This window comes from Streptomyces sp. PsTaAH-137 (assembly GCF_003259365.1).
Lineage (GTDB): Bacteria > Actinomycetota > Actinomycetes > Streptomycetales > Streptomycetaceae > Streptomyces.
Genome location: NZ_QLLY01000002.1, coordinates 198,817 through 216,108 on the forward strand (window position 1 = coordinate 198,817; position 17,292 = coordinate 216,108).

Annotated in this window: 19 protein-coding genes and 1 riboswitch; of the genes, 10 read left to right on the forward strand and 9 right to left on the reverse strand. The window is 71.7% G+C overall.

The features are described 5' to 3' along the window. The first annotated feature begins 25 nt into the window (after positions 1-25). The 3 genes from K377_RS04425 (at position 26) to K377_RS04435 (ending at position 3,176) form a co-directional block, all read left to right on the forward strand. On the forward strand, positions 26-652 hold the full coding sequence (locus K377_RS04425) for a TetR/AcrR family transcriptional regulator (RefSeq protein WP_111661799.1): 627 nt from the start codon (positions 26-28) through the stop codon (positions 650-652). A 369-nt stretch (positions 653-1,021) separates the two neighbouring features. Then, positions 1,022-1,636 carry a DUF4126 domain-containing protein gene (locus K377_RS04430; RefSeq protein ID WP_111662178.1) on the forward strand — a complete coding sequence of 205 codons (615 nt, stop codon included), beginning with the start codon at positions 1,022-1,024 and terminating at the stop codon, positions 1,634-1,636. Between the two features lie 43 nt (positions 1,637-1,679). Further along, a complete protein-coding gene (locus tag K377_RS04435; protein WP_111661800.1) occupies positions 1,680-3,176 on the forward strand; it encodes an NAD(P)/FAD-dependent oxidoreductase in 1,497 nt (498 codons plus the stop codon). A 49-nt stretch (positions 3,177-3,225) separates the two neighbouring features. On the opposite strand, the gene K377_RS04440 is transcribed toward K377_RS04435, so the two are convergent. The 6 genes from K377_RS04440 to K377_RS04465 all read right to left on the reverse strand — a co-directional run bounded on the left by K377_RS04440 (position 3,226) and on the right by K377_RS04465 (position 8,022). After that, on the reverse strand, positions 3,226-4,110 hold the full coding sequence (locus tag K377_RS04440; protein ID WP_111661801.1) for a hypothetical protein: 885 nt from the start codon (positions 4,108-4,110) through the stop codon (positions 3,226-3,228). A 45-nt stretch (positions 4,111-4,155) separates the two neighbouring features. Continuing rightward, positions 4,156-5,076, reverse strand: a complete 921-nt coding sequence (metF, locus tag K377_RS04445) for a methylenetetrahydrofolate reductase [NAD(P)H] (RefSeq protein ID WP_111661802.1) — start codon at positions 5,074-5,076, stop codon at positions 4,156-4,158. A 75-nt stretch (positions 5,077-5,151) separates the two neighbouring features. Beyond that, on the reverse strand, positions 5,152-5,799 hold the full coding sequence (thiE, locus tag K377_RS04450; RefSeq protein WP_111661803.1) for a thiamine phosphate synthase: 648 nt from the start codon (positions 5,797-5,799) through the stop codon (positions 5,152-5,154). 83 nt (positions 5,800-5,882) lie between these two features. Continuing rightward, the gene (locus K377_RS04455; RefSeq protein ID WP_111661804.1) at positions 5,883-6,248 is read right to left on the reverse strand and encodes an Rv2175c family DNA-binding protein; all 366 of its coding nucleotides are present in this window, start codon (positions 6,246-6,248) and stop codon (positions 5,883-5,885) included. A gap of 83 nt (positions 6,249-6,331) precedes the next feature. Beyond that, on the reverse strand, positions 6,332-7,561 hold the full coding sequence (locus K377_RS04460; protein WP_111661805.1) for an NAD(P)/FAD-dependent oxidoreductase: 1,230 nt from the start codon (positions 7,559-7,561) through the stop codon (positions 6,332-6,334). 86 nt (positions 7,562-7,647) lie between these two features. Beyond that, complete coding sequence (locus tag K377_RS04465) at positions 7,648-8,022, reverse strand: hypothetical protein (protein ID WP_111661806.1); 375 nt, start codon at positions 8,020-8,022, stop codon at positions 7,648-7,650. A 52-nt stretch (positions 8,023-8,074) separates the two neighbouring features. Next, positions 8,075-8,188: riboswitch (TPP riboswitch) on the forward strand. Here K377_RS04465 and thiO point away from each other — a divergent pair. The 6 genes from thiO to K377_RS04495 all read left to right on the forward strand — a co-directional run bounded on the left by thiO (position 8,186) and on the right by K377_RS04495 (position 13,937). Then, positions 8,186-9,373 (forward strand): glycine oxidase ThiO, encoded by a 1,188-nt coding sequence (gene thiO / locus K377_RS04470; RefSeq protein WP_111661807.1) that lies wholly within the window; start codon positions 8,186-8,188, stop codon positions 9,371-9,373. It overlaps the preceding riboswitch by 3 nt. Continuing rightward, positions 9,370-9,570 carry a sulfur carrier protein ThiS gene (gene thiS / locus K377_RS04475; RefSeq protein ID WP_111661808.1) on the forward strand — a complete coding sequence of 67 codons (201 nt, stop codon included), beginning with the start codon at positions 9,370-9,372 and terminating at the stop codon, positions 9,568-9,570. Before thiO ends, thiS begins: the two co-directional genes overlap by 4 nt. A gap of 8 nt (positions 9,571-9,578) precedes the next feature. After that, positions 9,579-10,373: a thiazole synthase gene (locus K377_RS04480; RefSeq protein WP_111661809.1), complete on the forward strand. Its 795-nt coding sequence runs from the start codon at positions 9,579-9,581 to the stop codon at positions 10,371-10,373. Positions 10,374-10,462: 89 nt separating this feature from the next. After that, complete coding sequence (gene pknB, locus K377_RS04485; protein ID WP_375605903.1) at positions 10,463-12,427, forward strand: Stk1 family PASTA domain-containing Ser/Thr kinase; 1,965 nt, start codon at positions 10,463-10,465, stop codon at positions 12,425-12,427. 54 nt (positions 12,428-12,481) lie between these two features. Then, positions 12,482-13,345: a deoxyribonuclease IV gene (locus K377_RS04490; protein WP_111661811.1), complete on the forward strand. Its 864-nt coding sequence runs from the start codon at positions 12,482-12,484 to the stop codon at positions 13,343-13,345. Between the two features lie 85 nt (positions 13,346-13,430). Next, positions 13,431-13,937: a DUF4396 domain-containing protein gene (locus K377_RS04495; protein ID WP_111661812.1), complete on the forward strand. Its 507-nt coding sequence runs from the start codon at positions 13,431-13,433 to the stop codon at positions 13,935-13,937. A 27-nt stretch (positions 13,938-13,964) separates the two neighbouring features. Here K377_RS04495 and K377_RS04500 read toward each other — a convergent pair whose 3' ends face one another. Then, positions 13,965-14,597 (reverse strand): sulfite oxidase-like oxidoreductase, encoded by a 633-nt coding sequence (locus K377_RS04500; protein WP_111661813.1) that lies wholly within the window; start codon positions 14,595-14,597, stop codon positions 13,965-13,967. Between the two features lie 176 nt (positions 14,598-14,773). Here K377_RS04500 and bfr point away from each other — a divergent pair, with 176 nt between their 5' ends. Next, positions 14,774-15,253, forward strand: a complete 480-nt coding sequence (bfr, locus tag K377_RS04505) for a bacterioferritin (protein WP_111661814.1) — start codon at positions 14,774-14,776, stop codon at positions 15,251-15,253. A 26-nt stretch (positions 15,254-15,279) separates the two neighbouring features. On the opposite strand, the gene K377_RS04510 is transcribed toward bfr, so the two are convergent. Further along, the gene (locus K377_RS04510; protein WP_111661815.1) at positions 15,280-15,519 is read right to left on the reverse strand and encodes a bacterioferritin-associated ferredoxin; all 240 of its coding nucleotides are present in this window, start codon (positions 15,517-15,519) and stop codon (positions 15,280-15,282) included. A 169-nt stretch (positions 15,520-15,688) separates the two neighbouring features. Further along, complete coding sequence (locus K377_RS04515; RefSeq protein WP_111662179.1) at positions 15,689-17,041, reverse strand: class II 3-deoxy-7-phosphoheptulonate synthase; 1,353 nt, start codon at positions 17,039-17,041, stop codon at positions 15,689-15,691. Positions 17,042-17,292 lie beyond the last annotated feature (251 nt).

Consider the following 17,292-nt stretch of genomic DNA (forward strand, 5'->3'; position numbering starts at 1 on the left):
GGGGCAGCCTGTGAGAATCAGGGGCATGGAAAGCAGCACACGGCGCCAGGCCACCCGGCAGAAGCTCTACGAGGCCGCTGTCACGCTCATCGCGGAGCAGGGTTTCTCCGCCACGACGGTCGACGAGATCGCCGAGCGCGCCGGGGTGGCGAAGGGCACCGTCTATTACAACTTCGCCAGTAAGTCGGTCCTCTTCGAGGAGCTGCTGCGGCACGGCGTCGGACTTCTGACCGCCTCCTTGCGGGAAGCGGCGGAGAAGGCTGCAGACAAGGGCGGCAGCAAAGTCGACGCCCTGGACGCGATGATCCGCGCGGGCCTGGTCTTCATCGACCGGTACCCGGCCTTCACCCAGCTCTACGTGGCCGAGCTGTGGCGCACCAACCGTGCCTGGCAGTCCACGCTCGCCGTGGTCCGCCAGGAGGCGGTGGCCGTCGTGGAGGGCGTGCTGCGCGACGCCGTGGGCAGCGGCGAGCTGAGCGACGAGATCGATGTGCCGCTCACGGCGGCCGCGCTGGTGGGCATGGTCCTGGTGGCGGCCCTGGACTGGCAGGCGTTCCAGCCGGAGCGCTCGCTGGACGACGTGCACGCCGCGCTGTCCCTGTTGCTCCAGGGGCGCGTGGGCGGCGGCCAGCCGCTGACCGGAAAGGCATAGGGCACCGGAACACGTAAGAGCGCCGGTCCGGCAAGGCCTGTGACTGCTCATAGGCCTCACCGGACCGGCGCATCCCCCGTCGTTCCCCCGTGGGATCCCCGTCGTTCCCCCGTCGGTTCTCCCTCGGTCCCCCGTGCCTCGCTCCCGCCCTGCCGGGCGAGAGGAGCGGTACAAGGGCGCTTCTTCCGTTCCGCCGCCCCGTGTCGGCGGTGCCGGGGGCCGCGCCCTTCCCCGTGGCCTCCACTCTTCCGTCTACGCAGGTAGAACCCCATCCGCGTACCTACTCATCTCCCCATCTAGGTACGGATACTCAGACCTGCGTGCTCATCCCCAGGCACGGCGAGTTCTCCAATGGTTACGATCACCTCCGTGTCCGTACTCCCCCTGGTCTTCACCAGCGGCTGGGCGAGCGGCATCAACGCGTACGCGGTGGTCCTGCTGCTCGGCGTCTTCGGCGCGACCGGGTTGACCGACGAGGTCCCCGAGTCGCTGCAGCGGCCTGACGTGCTGATCGCGGCGGCCGTGCTCTTCCTGTGCGAGGCCGTCGCCGACAAGATCCCGTACGTGGACTCGGTGTGGGACTCGGTGCACACCGTGATCCGGCCGGTCGCGGGCGCCGTCGTGGGCGCGCTGCTCGCCGGGCAGAGCGGGTCGCTGTCCGACCTGGCCGCGGGCGCGATCGGCGGCTCGACGGCGCTGGCCAGCCATGCGGTGAAGGCCGGCACCCGGATGGCGGTCAACACCTCGCCGGAACCGGCGTCGAACTTCGTGCTGTCCACCGCCGAGGATCTGGGCGTCGCCGGCATCGTGACGTTCGCGATGTTCCATCCGGTGGCGGCCGCGGTGATCGCGGCGGTGCTGCTCGTCGCCGGGCTGGTGGTCCTGGTCTTCCTCATCAGCCGCATCCGCAGATTCCTGCGCAGACGGGCCCAGCGGCGCGAGGAGCGACGGATCGCCCGCGAGGGGCCGCAGCCCCCGCCCTGACCTGGCGGCGGCGTTGTCGGTGGCGGCCGCTACAGTCCCTGGCATGGCACGAATTGCGGTGATCGGCGCGGGGTTGGGCGCCATGGCGGCCGCCGCTCGGCTGGCCGTGGCGGGCCACCGACCGGTGGTCTTCGAGCGCGCGTCGACGTACGGCGGTGCGGTGGGCCGCTTCGAGCGCGACGGCTTCGCGTTCGACACGGGCCCCGGCCTGCTCCCGCTGCCGGCGGTCTACCGCGACCTGTTCATCAAGACCGGCAAGGAGCCCCTGGAGGACCTGGTCGGTCTCACCCAGGTGGAGCCCGCCGTGCGGCACGTCTTCGCGGACGGCACGGCGGCCGACCTGCCGAACGCCCGGCGGGCGGGCGTCGCCGAGGCGCTGGACGCGACGGTCGGCGCCGGCGCGGGCGCGCGCTGGTCGGCGTTCATGGACCGGGCGCGGGAAGCCTGGGACCGCTCGCGCCGCCCCCTGCTCGAAGAGCCCCTGTGGCCGAACTGGGAGGTGCTGGCCGAGCGCGAGCCCTACCCGGCCGTCCCGCACAAGCGACTGCTGCGCAAGGCCCGCACGGCGGCCACGCTCGCCGACATCGGCGACCTGGAGCTCGCCGGGGACCCGCGCCTCGTGGCGCTCCTGGAGAGTTACGCGCTCGCGTACGGCCTCGATCCCCGTACGGCACCGGCGAGCGCGGCCGTGCTGCCGTACATGGAGCAGACCTTCGGCACCTGGGCGGTGACCGGCGGCATGCGGGCCCTCGCCGACGCCGTGCACGCGCGCTGCCTGAAGCGGAAGGTCGAGTTCAGATTCGGTGCGGCCGTCACCCGGGTCATGGTGAAGGACGGGCGCGCGGCGGGCGTCGAGCTGGCCGACGGATCGGTGGAGGACGCGGAGTTCGTGGTGGCCGGTGTCGCGCCCGGCGTGCTCGACGCGCTCGTACCGGGGCCGTCGGTGCGCGGCGCGGTCCCGGCCCGTGCCGAGGCGGCCGTGCCCAGCCGGCTGACGGTGCATCTCGCGCTGCGCGGCCCCCGCCCCGAGGGCACCCCGCACCGCACGGTGGTGCACGGGACGGACCGGGCCACCGAGACGGCGTGGCTGTTCGACGGCGCCGCGCGGCCGGACCGGCCCACGGTCACGGTGCTGCGCCCGGGGGACGCGGCCCAGGTGCCGGACGACGCGCACGAGGCGGTGACCCTCACCGTGACGGTGCCGTCCGGCGCGGCGGTGTCCGACGCCGACGTCGACGCGGTCCTCGCGGCGGCCGGGCGCGCGGTGCCCGAGCTGCGCGAGCGCCTGCTGTGGCACGAGATCCGCACCCCGCGCGACATCGCGGAGGCGACCGGCGCGGAGGGCGGCGCCGTGCCCGCGCCCGCGCTGGCGGCGGCGCGGGGCGCGCTGCTCCACCCGGCCAACAGCACACCGCTGCCGGGGCTCCTCGCCGTCGGAGGCTGGTCGCACCCGGGCGGCGGACTGCCGCACGCGGGCATGTCGGGGGCGCTGGTGGCCGGACTGGTCGTGGAAGGGCCCGAGTTCCGCGGCTCGCAGTGAGCCGGGCCGCGGAACTCGGGCCCACTCCGTCACGCCAGTGGCGGGACCGTCAGTACCGGTACTGCTGCTCCTGCTGATACCCGGTGTCGTACCCGGCGTTGGGGTCGTGCTGCGGGTACGCGGGATAGGGCTGCTCGGGCGGCAGTTCGCCGCCGTACTCGTCGCCGTCGCGCTGCTGCGGGACCCAGACACCGCCGGGCGGGGTCTCCCCGCCGTAGCCGCCGCCCGTCGCGTACGGGTCGCCGTAGCTCTGCTGGCCGGTGGCGTACGGGTCCCCGTACTGAGGCTGCTCGGGGTAGCTCTGCGCCCCGATGTACGGGTCGGAGTACGGGGCCGCGTAGGGCTGCTGCCCGGTGTCGTACCCGTAGCCGTTCTGGTCGTAGCCGTAGGACCCGGTGTCGTAGCCGTAGCCCTGCTGGTCGCCCTGGTGGGTGGCCTGGGCGTATGCCGCGTCGCTGTAGACGCCGTACTGGCCGGTGTCCTCGGGCATCGGCTCCGGGGCGTACACGGAGGTCGACTCGGCCGCGCTCTCCGGCGCCGCCGCGTAGTCGTCCCCGGCCGTGTCCTGCGCGCCCCGCTCGCCCTGCGCGTACTCCAGGTCGGAGACTTCGAGGGTCGGGTCCTGCCGGACCGTTTCCCTCCTGCCGCGCCGCCCGCTCGGGGCCTCCGCCGCCGGGTCGCCCTTCTTGAGGGCCCAGCCGGACGCGAAGCCGCGGCGGAACGACAGCGTGACGTAGGTCTGCCCGATCGCGAAGGCGATGGCGCCGAGCCCGATGACGATCACCGAGGGCATCAGGACGCCGAGGACCACCCCGAGAAAGCCGCCGAAGGCGAGCAGCCGCCAGCGCAGCCTCGCCTTGTACTGCAGCAGCACCTCACCGAGCAGCCACAGCGCCACCAGTCCGAACGCGATATAGAGGACCGCCCAGCCCATGTACGCCCCTCTCGTACGGCCGCAGCCCCGGGTGGGTACGGCCCATCAGGCCCGCTGATCGTGCAGGCCCAGGTTTTCGTAGATTTCCAGCGTCGCAGTCGAGTTGTTGAGCGTAATGAAGTGCAGACCCGGCACTCCCTCGTCAAGCAGCTTGGCGCAAAACTCCGTAGCGAACTCGATGCCAATGGAGCGTACAGCGGCCGGATCGTCTTTGGCTGTGAGGATCCGCTCTTTCAGCGCCGGAGGGAAGTCCGCGTTGCTCAGCTTGGGCAGGCGTTCGAGCATCCGCACGCTCGTCACCGGCATGCACTCGGGGATGATCGGGGTGTCGCAGCCGGCGGCGGCGACCTTGTCGCGCAGCCGCAGATACTCCTCCGGGTAGAAGAACATCTGGGTGATCGCGTAGTCGGCGCCCGCACGGCACTTGTCGACGAAGTACCGCACGTCGGAGTCCCAGTCTGCGGAGCGCGGGTGCATCGCGGGGAAGGCCGCGACTCCCACGCAGAAGTCGCCGGACTCCTTGATCAGTTCGACGAGTTCGGCCGCGTACGTGAGGCCCTCGGGGTGCGAGATCCAGTCGCCCATCGGGTCGCCGGGCGGGTCGCCGCGCACCGCGAGCATGTTCCGGATCCCGGCGTCGGCGTACTGCCCGATGATGTTGCGCAGTTCGGCGACGGAGTGCTCGACGGCGGTGATGTGGGCGACCGGCGTGAGCGTCGTGTCCGCGACGATCTGCTCGGTCTCCTTCACGGTGCCCGCGCGCGTGGAGCCGCCCGCGCCGTACGTCACGGAGACGAAGTCGGGGGCGACGGCCTCGACCCTGCGCAGCGCGTTCCACAGGTTGCGCTCGCCCTTGGCGGTCTTCGGCGCGGAGAACTCGAAGGAGTAGACCGTCTTGCCGGTCGCGAGCATGTCGCGCACGGTGCGGGCGCGATCAGTCCTGGTGGAAGGAGTACCTAGGGCCATACGGGCAGGTTACTGACGGATTACCGCACGCCCTAATCCCCGTCCACCCTGCGGACAGCGGGTGGAAAGCGCGGGTCAGGCGGAGCGCAGGCGCTTGGTGAACTCGGCCGCGGCGGCGCCCGGATCGTCGGCCTCGGTGATGGCCCGCACGACCACGACGCGGCGGGCGCCGGCCTCCAGGACCTCGTCGAGATTGCCCAGGTCGATGCCGCCGATGGCGAACCAGGGGCGGTCGGTGCCGAGGCCCGCGGTGTGGCGCACGAGGTCGAGACCGGGGGCGTGACGGCCCGGCTTGGTGGGGGTCGGCCAGCAGGGGCCGGTGCAGAAGTAGTCCACGCCGTCCTGGACGGCGGCCGCGTCGGCCTCCGCCTCGGCGTGCGTGGAGCGGCCGATGAGGACGTCCGCGCCGAGGACGGCGCGGGCGGCGGGCACGGGCAGGTCTCCCTGGCCCAGGTGGAGCACGTCCGAGCGGATCGCGTGGGCGACGTCCGCCCGGTCGTTCACCGCGAACAGCTTGCCGTGGCGGCGGGCCGCCTCGGCGAACACGGCGAGGTGCTCCAGCTCCTCGCCGGCCTCCATGCCCTTGTCGCGCAGCTGGACGATGTCCACCCCGTTCGCCAGGACGGTGTCCAGGAACTCCGGGAGGTCCCCCTGGCGCCTGCGCGCGTCGGTGCAGAGATAGAGCCGCGCGTCGGCGAGCCGGGCACGCTGGGTGTCTGCCATGGAAATTCCCCCCGTGGGTGGTGCGGTGTCGTGGCGTGCGCGCCCCACGGGGTGTGGGGCGCGCACGCCGGACGGTCGTCAGGTCAGACGGCGAGCGCCTGGGCGCGGCGCTTCACCTCCGTGCCGCGATTCTCGCTCAGCGCCTGCGCGGGCGTGCCCGGCAGGGTCGGGTCGGCGGTGAAGAGCCACTCCAGCATCTCTTCGTCGGAGAAGCCGTCGTCCCGCAGGACCGTCAGGAGGCCGACGAGCCCCTTGACGATCTTGTCGCCGTCGATGAAGGCGGCGGGCACGTGCAGCGCGCGGTTCTCCCCACGGCGTACGGCGATCACCTGGCCTTCCTTCACCAGCTGGCGGACCCGCGTCACCTCGAGGTCCATCTGCTCGGCGATGTCGGGGAGGGTCAGCCACTCGGGGACGAGAGCATCGATCTTTGCGTCAATCTCGGTCACGGGACAAGCGTGCCATCCCGGACTGACAGTCGGAAGCCGGGACCGTCTGACCAGGTGTTTTCAGGAGCGGCTCGGGCCCCCGGTCACGCCACGGCGGACTTCAGCGGGCGGGCGGGGTCGGCCAGCCGCCCGGGGTCCAGGACCGTTCCGGCCTCGATGAGCTTGCGGCCCTGGGCCAGGTCACGGGGCTTGCCGACCGCGAGGACGGCCACCAGGGCGCCCTCGCGCAGCCAGCACACCGACCAGGAGGCGCCCGTCGGGTCGCCGCGCCACACGGCCGTGTCGGCGCTCTCGTGGTGGCCCGCGTACTGCACGAAGCGGCCGAACTGCTCGGACCAGAAGTAGGGCACCGGGTCGTAGACGGCGGGTGTCTCCCCGATGATGTTCGCCGCCACGGTGCGCGGTCCTTGCAGGGCGTTGTCCCAGTGGTGGACGAGGAGCCGCTGTCCGTAGCGCCCCGAGGGGAACGACGAGCAGTCCCCGACCGCGTAGACGTCCGGCACGGAGGTGCGCAGCCCCTCGTCGGCCAGCACCTCGCGGTGGTCGCCCAGGGCGATGCCGGAGCCGGCCAGCCAGCGGGTGGCGGGGCGGGCGCCGATGCCGATGACGACGGCCCCTGCGGGCAGGCGCGTGCCGTCGTCCAGGACCACGGCCCCGGGTTCGATGTGCTCCACGCGCGCGCGGGTGCGCAGTTCGGCGCCCGAGTCGGCGTACCAGGCCGCCATGGGGGCGGCGATCTCGGCGGGCAGGGCTCCGGCCAGCGGCCGCTCGGCGGCCTCCACGACGGTGACGTGGCAGCCCGCCTCGCGCGCGGCGGTGGCGAACTCGGCGCCGATCCAGCCCGCGCCCACGACCACCACGTCGTGCTGCTCGGCGAGGACGGGCCGCAGCCGCTCGGCGTCGTCGAGGGTGCGCAGCAGATGCACGCCGGGGACGTCCTCGGTGCCCGGCAGCCGCACCGGTTCGGCGCCGGTGGCGACGACCAGCACGTCGTACGGGACGGGGCCCTGCGCGGTGTCCAGCTCGTGGTCGCCCGGGCGCAGGCCGGTGACCTCGCGGCCCAGCTCCAGCGTGACGCCGAGCGCCTCGAAGTCGACGTCGAAGGCGGAGCCCTCGGCCTTGCCCAGCAGCACCGCCTTGGACAGCGGCGGCCGGTCGTAGGGCTGATGGGGCTCCGCGCCGATCAGGGTGACCGTGCCGGGGAAGCCCTGTTCGCGCAGGGCCACCGCCGTCTGCACTCCGGCCATGCCCGCGCCGACGATGACGACGCGTCGCCCTGCCGAACCCGTGTTCCCGTTCCGCTGCTCGCTCACAGGATCACCTTAGGCACCTGATCTTGCGTCAGTCAGCGGAGCGGGCCACTGGAGCGCCGTGACGTCCTGCACACGTGTCACCGGGTTTAGTGATCAACAGCGCCCGGAAGGGGGCCGGCGGTGGGCGCGATCTCCTCGACGACGCTGGTGCCGCGGCCCTCCTGCGACTCCCACCGCCAGGTCTCGTCGAGCCGCACGCGTCCGTCGGGGAGTTCGGACACGACGGAGAGGCAGTGCCCCGTGGAGGTGGACCCGTCGGTCTTCAGCTGGACGTAGCGGAAGTCGAGCCGGTCACCGGAGCGGGTGCCCACGAGGTGTCCGCGGACGACGTCGCCGCCCGCGTAGTCGGCCCAGATGCGGCCGTCCTCCTCGCGGTAGGCGAAGCGGGTCCTGGTGCCCACCTGGCCCGGCGCCTGGTCGGCGACAGGGGCGAGGAAGAGGCCGTCGAGCGAGCGCGCCACGGGCGAGGGCTCCCTTACTGGGGCGGGGACCGAAGGGCTAGGGTGGCCACCGTAAAGCACTCGCGGGAGCCCGTACGCAGCGGGCTGAGAGGGAGGCTGGAGCGGCCTCCGACCGTACGAACCTGATCCGGGTCATGCCGGCGAAGGGAGGGGCTGGACGCCCATGTCGCGTACGCCACCCGAAGCATCGAAGAAGCCTTCCGGAACTGACGTCCTCGTCGTCGGGGGCGGCATCATCGGCCTGGTCACCGCGTGGCGGGCCGCCCAGCGCGGTCTGTCCGTCGCGGTCGTGGACCCCGAACCGGGCGGCGGGGCCGCCCAGGTGGCGGCCGGGATGCTGGCCGCCGTCACCGAACTGCACTACGGCGAGCAGACGCTGCTCGGTCTGAACGTCGCCTCGGCCGCCCGCTATCCGGAGTTCGCCGCCGAGCTGTCCGAGGCCACCGGGCAGGATCTCGGCTACCGCGCGTGCGGCACGCTCGCCGTCGCGCTCGACGCCGACGACCGGGCGCACCTGCGTGAACTGCACGCGCTGCAAAGGAAGTCGGGCCTCGACTCCGAGTGGCTGTCGGGCCGCGACTGCCGGCGCCTGGAGCCGATGCTCGCGCCGGGCGTGCGCGGGGGCCTGCGGGTCGACGGCGACCACCAGATCGACCCGAGAAGGCTCGCGAGCGCCCTGCTGACGGCCTGCGAGCGCTCCGGCGTGATCCTGCGCCGGGCGTGGGCCGACCGGCTCCGTGTCGTCCGGGACCGGGCGCGCGGCGTGACGCTCACCGACGGGACGGAGCTCGACGCCGGGCAGGTCGTCCTGGCGGGCGGAAGCCGCAGCGGGCAGCTCGCGGGCGTCCCCGACGAGGTGCTGCCGCCCGTCCGGCCGGTCAAGGGCCAGGTGCTGCGGCTCACGGTGCCGCGGCGGTACGCGCCGTTCCTGAGCCGCACCGTGCGCGCCATGGTCCGCGGCAGCCACGTCTATCTGGTCCCGCGCGTCAACGGCGAGCTGGTCGTCGGCGCGACCACCGAGGAGCTGGGCTGGGACACCACGGTCACCGCGGGCGGCGTCTACGAGCTGCTGCGCGACGCCCACGAGCTCGTCCCCTGCATCACCGAACTGCCGCTGACGGAGACGCGCGCGGGCCTGCGCCCCGGCTCCCCCGACAACGCCCCGCTCCTCGGCCCGACCGCGCTGCCGGGCCTGCACCTCGCCACCGGTCACCACCGCAACGGCGTGCTGCTCACACCGGTCACCGGCGACGCCCTGGCCCATGTCCTGGTCTCCGGTGAACTCCCTGAGGAAGCACGCCCGTTCACCCCGAGGCGGTTCAGCGCCGCCACCCTGGAGCAGCCCGCATGAACGTCACTGTGAACGGCGAGCCGCGCGCCGTGGCCGCCGGGGTCACGCTCGGCGCCCTGGTGGCCACGCTCACCACCGCGCACTCCGGAGTCGCCGCCGCGCTCAACGAGACCGTCGTGCCGCGCACCCGGTGGCCGCTCACCGCGCTCTCCGAAGGAGACCGTGTCGAAGTCCTCACCGCCGTCCAAGGAGGCTGAACCCATCCATGGCTGACGACGCTTTCGTTCTCGGCGGCACCACGTACTCCTCGCGCCTGATCATGGGCACGGGCGGGGCGCCGAGCCTCGATGTCCTCGAACGCTCTCTCGTGGCCTCCGGCACCGAGCTGACCACGGTGGCGATGCGGCGCGTCAGCGCCGATGTGCACGGCTCGGTCCTGTCGGTCCTGGAGAAGCTGGGCATCCGGGTGCTGCCGAACACCGCGGGCTGCTTCACGGCGCGCGAGGCGGTGCTCACGGCCCGCCTCGCGCGCGAGGCGCTCGGCACGGACCTGGTGAAGCTGGAGGTCATCGCGGACGAGCGCACCCTCCTGCCGGACCCCATCGAGCTGCTCGACGCCGCCGAGACGCTGGTCGACGACGGTTTCACCGTGCTCCCGTACACGAACGACGACCCGGTCCTGGCCCGCAAGCTGGAGGACGTGGGCTGCGCGGCGGTCATGCCGCTGGGCTCCCCCATCGGCTCCGGGCTCGGCATCCGCAACCCGCACAACTTCCAGCTGATCGTCGAGCACGCGCGCGTGCCGGTGATCCTGGACGCGGGCGCGGGTACCGCGTCGGATGTGGCGTTCGCCATGGAACTGGGCTGCGCCGGTGTGATGCTCGCCTCCGCGGTGACCCGCGCCCAGGAGCCGGTGCTCATGGCCGAAGGGATGCGGCACGCGGTGGAGGCGGGGCGCCTCGCGCACCGGGCCGGGCGCATCCCCCGGCGCCATTTCGCCGAGGCGTCCTCGCCCCGGGAGGGGCGCGCGCACCTCGATCCCGAGCGCCCCGCCTTCTGACACCCGCGCCGGTCACAGCTCTGCTGCAGTACGGGTCCGGTCCTGCCGCACGGGACCGGCCTGTCGGTCGCTCCTCGTAGACTCCCTGCGTGGACACGACCCTTCAGGACCCTTCCCCAGCCTCCGGCCGGGGAGACCCCATGCTCGGGCATGTGCTCGACGCCCGGTACCGCATCGACGCACGCATCGCGGTCGGCGGGATGGCCACGGTCTACCGGGCCGTGGACACCCGCCTCGACCGCGTGCTCGCGATCAAGGTGATGCACCCGTCGCTGGCGGCCGACGTCTCGTTCGTCGACCGGTTCATCCGCGAGGCCAAGTCGGTGGCCCGTCTCTCGCACCCCAATGTGGTCGGCGTCTACGACCAGGGCACCGACGGGCAGTACGTCTATCTGGCGATGGAGTACATCGCGGGCTGCACGCTGCGCGACGTCCTGCGCGACCGCGGGGCGCTGCGGCCGCGCGCGGCGCTCGACATCCTGGAGCCGGTGCTCGCCGCGCTCGGAGCGGCGCACCGCGCGGGCTTCGTGCACCGCGACATGAAGCCGGAGAACGTGCTGATAGGCGACGACGGCCGGGTGAAGGTCGCCGACTTCGGGCTCGTCCGCGCGGTGGACACGGTCACCAACACCACCGGGTCGGTCCTCGGCACGGTGTCCTATCTGGCGCCGGAGCAGATCGAGCACGGCACGGCGACGCCCTCGGTGGACGTCTACGCGTGCGGTGTCGTCCTGTACGAGATGCTGACCGGCGGCAAGCCGCACCTGGGGGACTCCCCCGCGCAGATCCTGTACAAGCACCTCAACGAGGACGTGCCGCCGCCGTCGGCCTCCGTCCCCGGCCTGCCCTACGAGCTGGACGAGCTGGTCGCCTCGGCGACGGCCCGCACGCCCGGTGTCCGCCCGTACGACGCGGTGGCGTTCCTGGCCCAGGTCCGCGCGGCCCGGGCGACGCTCTCCGACCCGCAGCTGGACGCGGTGCCGCCGCAGGCCCACGAGGCGGAGCACGTGGGGGCCGACGACCGGACGAGCGTGATCCCGCGCGCGGTGGGGGCCACCTCGGTACAGCTTCCGCTGCCGACGCAGGACGAGGACCAGTACCACCGCACGAGCGTGCTCCAGAGCCCGCCGCCCATGCCGCCGGCTCCGCCGCGCGGCGCGGGCGGCCGGCCGCGCCGCGGACTTTTCGTGATCATCGCGGCGGTGCTGCTGGCCCTGGGCGTCGGCACGGGCGTCTGGTACATCAACTCGGGCCAGTTCACCAAGGTCCCCACGATCCTGAGCCAGAGCCGGGCCGAGGCCGAGCGCCGCGTCGACGGGGCGGGCCTGAACCTCGGCAAGGTCACCGAGAAGTACAGCGACGCCTACGACCGGGGCACCGTCATGGGCAGCGACCCGGCGCCCGGCAGCCGCATCAGGAACAACGGCACGGTGAACCTGACGGTGTCCAAGGGCCCCGAGACCGTGAAGGTCCCCGATCTCGAGGGCACCCCGCTGGCCAAGGCCAGGAGCGGGCTCAAGGACGCGGGACTCGCACCGGGGATGGTCACCAAGGAGTTCAGCGAGGACGTCGCCAAGGGCTCCGTGATCAGTACGGACCCGAAGGCGGGTTCGACGCGCAAGTCCGGCGCGGCGGTCGCCCTCGTCGTCTCCAAGGGCTCCCCCGTCGACGTCCCCGACGTCACCGGTGAGTCGCAGGAGGACGCGGTCGCCGACCTGGCGGACGCGGGCCTGAAGGCGAAGATCGCCCCGGCGCGGGTCAACTCGGACGAGGACAAGGGCGCCGTGGCCGAGCAGTCGCCGGGCGAGGGCAAGCAGCTCGCCGAGGGCGACACCGTGACCCTGACGATCTCCAAGGGGCCCGTCATGGTCGAGGTCCCGGACGTCACGGGCATGAAGGTCGACGAGGCGACGTCCACCCTGGAGGACGCCGGGTTCCAGGTCGACGAGGACCGGGGCCTGCTCGGACTGTTCGGCGACCACGTGGACAAGCAGTCCCCGGAGGCCGGCGACGAGGCCCCCAAGGGCTCGACCATCAAGATCACGATCAGGTAGTGGGCGGCGGCCCGGCCCCAGGGCGTTCGTGCGCGCCATGACACCCTGGGCCGGGTGAACAGCAGCATCCGCAACCCGATCGGCGGTCACGTCCCCGTGGCCGGCGGCCTCGCCTCCGTAGGACTGTCCTACGCGCGTGAGCTCAAGGCCGAGACCGTCCAGGTCTTCGTCGCCAACCCGCGCGGCTGGGCGACCCCCACCGGCAACCCCCGGCAGGACGAGGAGTTCCGCGCCGCGTGCGCCGCCGAGAACATTCCCGCGTACGTCCACGCTCCCTATCTGATCAACTTCGGGTCGCACACCGAGGCCACCGTCGAGAAGTCGGTGGAGTCGCTGCGCCACTCCCTGCGGCGCGGCCGTGAGATCGGCGCCCTGGGCGTGGTCGTGCACACCGGTTCCGCGACCGGCGGCCGGCCGCGCGAGGTGGCGCTGGCGCAGGTACGGGAGCACATGCTGCCGCTGCTCGACGAGCTGACGCACGACGACGATCCGTTTCTGCTCCTGGAGTCGACCGCCGGGCAGGGCGCGTCGCTGTGCTCGCGGACCTGGGACTTCGGCCCGTACTTCGACGCGCTCGACCGCCACCCCAGGCTGGGCGTCTGCCTCGACACCTGCCACATCTTCGCGGCGGGCCACGACCTGACCGGTCCGGCCGGCATGAAGCAGACCCTCGATCTGCTCGTGGACACGGTCGGCGAGGGCCGCCTCAAGCTGATCCACGCCAACGACTCCAAGGACGTCGCGGGCGCGCACAAGGACCGGCACGAGAACATCGGCTCCGGCCACATCGGCGCCGATCCGTTCCGCGAGCTCATGGCGCATCCGGCGACCGAGAACGTGCCGCTGGTCATCGAGACGCCCGGCGGCAAGGAAGGGCACGCCGCGGACGTGGCCCGCCTCAAGGAGCTGCGTCCGTAGCAATCTCCTCCCTCAGAGGGGAATACCCCCGGGGGGTATACGGTTCTTCTCGGTGACAGGAACCGTGACGGACGCTGGGGGACCCATGCGGCACGACGAGCACACCGAGCAGCACCACACGCAGCACACCCACGACCACCAGCACGGGACCGCCCGGGTCAGCTGGTCGACGGCCGCGCAGGCGACCCTGCACTGCCTCACCGGCTGCGCCATCGGCGAGATCCTCGGCATGGTGATCGGCACCGCGCTCGGCTGGGGCAATGTGCCGACGATGGTGCTGGCGATCGCTCTGGCCTTCGTCTTCGGCTACTCGCTCACGCTGCGCGGGGTGCTGCGGGCGGGCGTCGGTTTCCGGACCGCGTTCCGGGTCGCGCTCGCCGCCGACACCCTGTCGATCGCCGTCATGGAGCTGATCGACAACGGCGTCATCGCCCTGTGGCCGAGCGCCATGGACGCGCACCTCGACGACGTGCTGTTCTGGGGCACCCTCGCCGTGTCCCTCGCGCTCGCCTTCGTGGTGACGACGCCGGTCAACCGCTGGATGATCGGCCGCGGCAAGGGCCATGCGGTGGTGCACCAGTACCACCACTGAGGACTGCCGCCCGGGGAGGCGAAGAGCCTAGAGCTCGGGCCCTTCCCCGGGCCCCTCCTGGTACGAATAGCGCTGCTCACGCCACGGGTCCCCCACGTTGTGGTACCCGCGCTCCTCCCAGAAGCCCCGCCGGTCCGCGGTCATGTACTCGACGCCGCGGACCCACTTCGGGCCCTTCCACGCGTACAGGTGCGGCACCACGAGGCGCAGCGGGAAGCCGTGCTCGGCGGTGAGCTGTTCACCGCCCTTGTGGGTGGCGAAGATCGTGCGCTCGGAGAGGAAGTCCGCGAGGCGGAGGTTGGAGCTGAAGCCGTACTCGGCCCAGACCATCACATGCGTGACGTCGGGGGCCGGCGGCGCCAGTTCGAGCACGGTCGAGGCCCGCACCCCGCCCCACTCGGCGCCGATCATGCTGAACTTCGTGACGCAGTGCAGGTCACCGACCACGGTGCCGTACGGCAGCGCCGAGAACTCCTCGTGGTTCCAGGTGTGCTTGTCCCCGTCGGCGGTGGCCCCGAAGACCCTGAACTCCCAGCGCTCGGGGCGGAACTTGGGCACCGGACCGTAGTGCGTGACGGGCCAGCCGCGCTGCAGACGCTGTCCCGGCGGAAGCTCCTGCTGCACCGCTCCCCCAGACTCGCGTTCCACCGGATGACCCATGCCTCCATCCTGACAGACACCGGGCAGTGGGCGTGACCACGCGCACGTCGACGGGCGACAGTCGATCATCGATTCGGGCAACTCCTACTAAGCGTGCACTTACTGGACGGGTCTGGGTGCCGGTGCGAGGATGCGCGAAACCTGCCCAGTCCACCCGCTTGGAAGGAGCCTCTGCGATGCAGGGCGACCCCGAGGTCATCGAATTTCTCAACGAGCAGCTGACGGCCGAGCTCACCGCGATCAACCAGTACTTCCTGCACGCCAAGATGCAGGAGAACTTCGGCTGGACGAAGCTCGCGAAGTACACCCGGGCCGAGTCGTTCGACGAGATGAAGCACGCGGAGGTGCTGACCGACCGGATCCTCTTCCTGGACGGCCTGCCCAATTACCAGCGGCTCTTCCACGTCCAGGTCGGCCAGACGGTCACCGAGATGTTCCAGGCGGACCGGCAGATCGAGGTCGCGGCGATCGACCGTCTGAAGCGGGGCATCGAGGTGATGCGCGCCAAGGGCGACATCACGTCCGCAAACATCTTTGAGTCGATCCTCGAGGACGAGGAGCACCACATCGACTATCTCGACACGCAGCTCGAACTGGTGGAGAAGCTGGGCGAGCCGCTGTACATCGCGCAGCTGATCGAGCAGCCCGAGAGCTGAGACCCGGCCCTCTTCAGCGGGACGGCCTAGGCGGCGTCCGGCAGCTCGGCCTGCGGCGACAGGGCCACGGCCGTCTCACCCTGCTCGACGAGTTCCCGGCGGGGGCACGCGCCCCGGCCGAGCAGCGCCTGGATCCGCCGTACGCACGAGCCGCAGTCGGTGCCGGCCTTGCAGGCCGAGGCTATCTGGCGCGGGGTGGAGGCACCGTCGTCCGCGTGCTTCTTGACCTGCGCCTCGGTGACGCCGAAGCAGTTGCAGACGTACACGCGGGTTCACCTCCCGGTCGGGATCAGGTCGAGACTCATCAGCGGTGCCGTCCCGATTGATCGGTGAGGCTAACCTAACCTTACCCGGCCTCCCGGGAGCACAAAAGTGCCGTGGGGCGCGGATCCTTGTGATCCGCGCCCCACGGCCTTTACGCAGAGCGAGAGAACCTCACTGGTCGCGGTACATCTCCGCCACCAGGAACGCGAGGTCGAGCGACTGGCTGCGGTTGAGGCGCGGGTCGCAGGCCGTCTCGTAGCGCTGGTGCAGGTCGTCGACGAAGATCTCGTCGCCGCCGCCCACGCACTCGGTGACGTCGTCACCGGTGAGCTCGACGTGGATGCCGCCCGGGTGCGTGCCGAGCTCCTTGTGGACCTCGAAGAAGCCCTTGACCTCGTCGAGCACGTCGTCGAAGCGGCGGGTCTTGTGACCGGAGGCCGCCTCGTACGTGTTGCCGTGCATCGGGTCGGTGATCCAGGCGACGGTCGCGCCGGAGGCGGTGACCTTCTCCACCAGCTCGGGCAGCTTGTCGCGGACCTTGTCGGCGCCCATGCGGACGATGAAGGTCAGTCGGCCGGGCTCGCGGTCCGGGTCGAGACGCTCGATGTACTGCAGCGCCTCCTCGGCCGTCGTCGTCGGGCCGAGCTTGATGCCGATCGGGTTGCGGATCTTCGAGGCGAACTCGATGTGGGCGCCGTCGAGCTGACGGGTGCGCTCACCGATCCAGACCATGTGGCCCGAGACGTCGTACAGGTTGCCCGTACGGGAGTCGACGCGGGTCAGCGCCGACTCGTAGTCGAGCAGCAGCGCCTCGTGGGAGGCGTAGAACTCGACCGTCTGGAACTCGGCCGGGTCGGTGCCGCAGGCGCGCATGAAGTTCAGCGCGTTGTCGATCTCACGCGCGAGCTGCTCGTAGCGCTGGCCGGACGGGGACGACTTCACGAAGTCCTGGTTCCAGGCGTGCACCTGGCGCAGGTCCGCGTAGCCACCCGTGGTGAAGGCGCGCACCAGGTTGAGCGTCGACGCGGACGCGTTGTACATCCGCTTCAGGCGCTCGGGGTCCGGGATGCGGGCGGCCTCGGTGAACTCGAAGCCGTTGACGGAGTCGCCGCGGTAGGTCGGCAGGGTGACGCCGTCGCGGGTCTCGGTCGGCTTGGAGCGCGGCTTGGAGTACTGGCCGGCGATCCGGCCGATCTTCACGACCGGCACCGAGGCGGCGTACGTCAGTACGGCACCCATCTGGAGCAGGGTCTTGAGCTTGTTACGGATGTGATCTGCGGAGACGGCGTCGAAGGCCTCGGCACAGTCGCCGCCCTGGAGGAGGAACGCCTCTCCCTTGGCGACGGCCGCCAGTCGGGCGCGCAGCTGGTCGCACTCGCCTGCGAAGACGAGCGGCGGATACGACTCGAGGTCCGCGATCACATCGCGCAGAGCCTCGGCATCGGGGTACTCGGGCTGCTGCGCCGCGGGCAGGTCTCGCCAGGTGTTGCCAGCGCTCGCGCTGGTCTTAGCGTTCACGGTCACCTCGCCCACATTACGGGGTCATGTCGCGTGTCCATTCCGGCGCTCATCTTTTGAGACGCGTCGGACACGTCTGAGCCCCCGCTCGGGTATGGTTCCGCTCATGTTCGCGCAGCCGCTGGAAAAGCCCAGCCTCAACACCACTTGGTGGTGGACCGCACATCCGGCGGCCCACTGACTGCGCGTATCCACTTCCGCGAAGGCCGCCCGAGGGGCGGCCTTCAGTGTTTTCCGACACAAGCGGCGGCCGTTCC

Excerpts from the sequence above, each read along its gene's own strand:
- metF (WP_111661802.1), bottom strand. The coding sequence starts at position 5,076 with ATGGCCCTAGGTACTCCTTCCACCAGGACTGATCGCGCCCGCACCGTG.
- K377_RS04500 (WP_111661813.1), bottom strand. The coding sequence starts at position 14,597 with ATGGGTCATCCGGTGGAACGCGAGTCTGGGGGAGCGGTGCAGCAGGAG.
- thiE (WP_111661803.1), bottom strand. The coding sequence starts at position 5,799 with ATGGCAGACACCCAGCGTGCCCGGCTCGCCGACGCGCGGCTCTATCTC.
- K377_RS04495 (WP_111661812.1), top strand. The coding sequence starts at position 13,431 with ATGCGGCACGACGAGCACACCGAGCAGCACCACACGCAGCACACCCAC.
- K377_RS04480 (WP_111661809.1), top strand. The coding sequence starts at position 9,579 with ATGGCTGACGACGCTTTCGTTCTCGGCGGCACCACGTACTCCTCGCGC.
- thiS (WP_111661808.1), top strand. The coding sequence starts at position 9,370 with ATGAACGTCACTGTGAACGGCGAGCCGCGCGCCGTGGCCGCCGGGGTC.
- K377_RS04435 (WP_111661800.1), top strand. The coding sequence starts at position 1,680 with ATGGCACGAATTGCGGTGATCGGCGCGGGGTTGGGCGCCATGGCGGCC.
- bfr (WP_111661814.1), top strand. The coding sequence starts at position 14,774 with ATGCAGGGCGACCCCGAGGTCATCGAATTTCTCAACGAGCAGCTGACG.
- K377_RS04440 (WP_111661801.1), bottom strand. The coding sequence starts at position 4,110 with ATGGGCTGGGCGGTCCTCTATATCGCGTTCGGACTGGTGGCGCTGTGG.
- thiO (WP_111661807.1), top strand. The coding sequence starts at position 8,186 with ATGTCGCGTACGCCACCCGAAGCATCGAAGAAGCCTTCCGGAACTGAC.
- K377_RS04425 (WP_111661799.1), top strand. The coding sequence starts at position 26 with ATGGAAAGCAGCACACGGCGCCAGGCCACCCGGCAGAAGCTCTACGAG.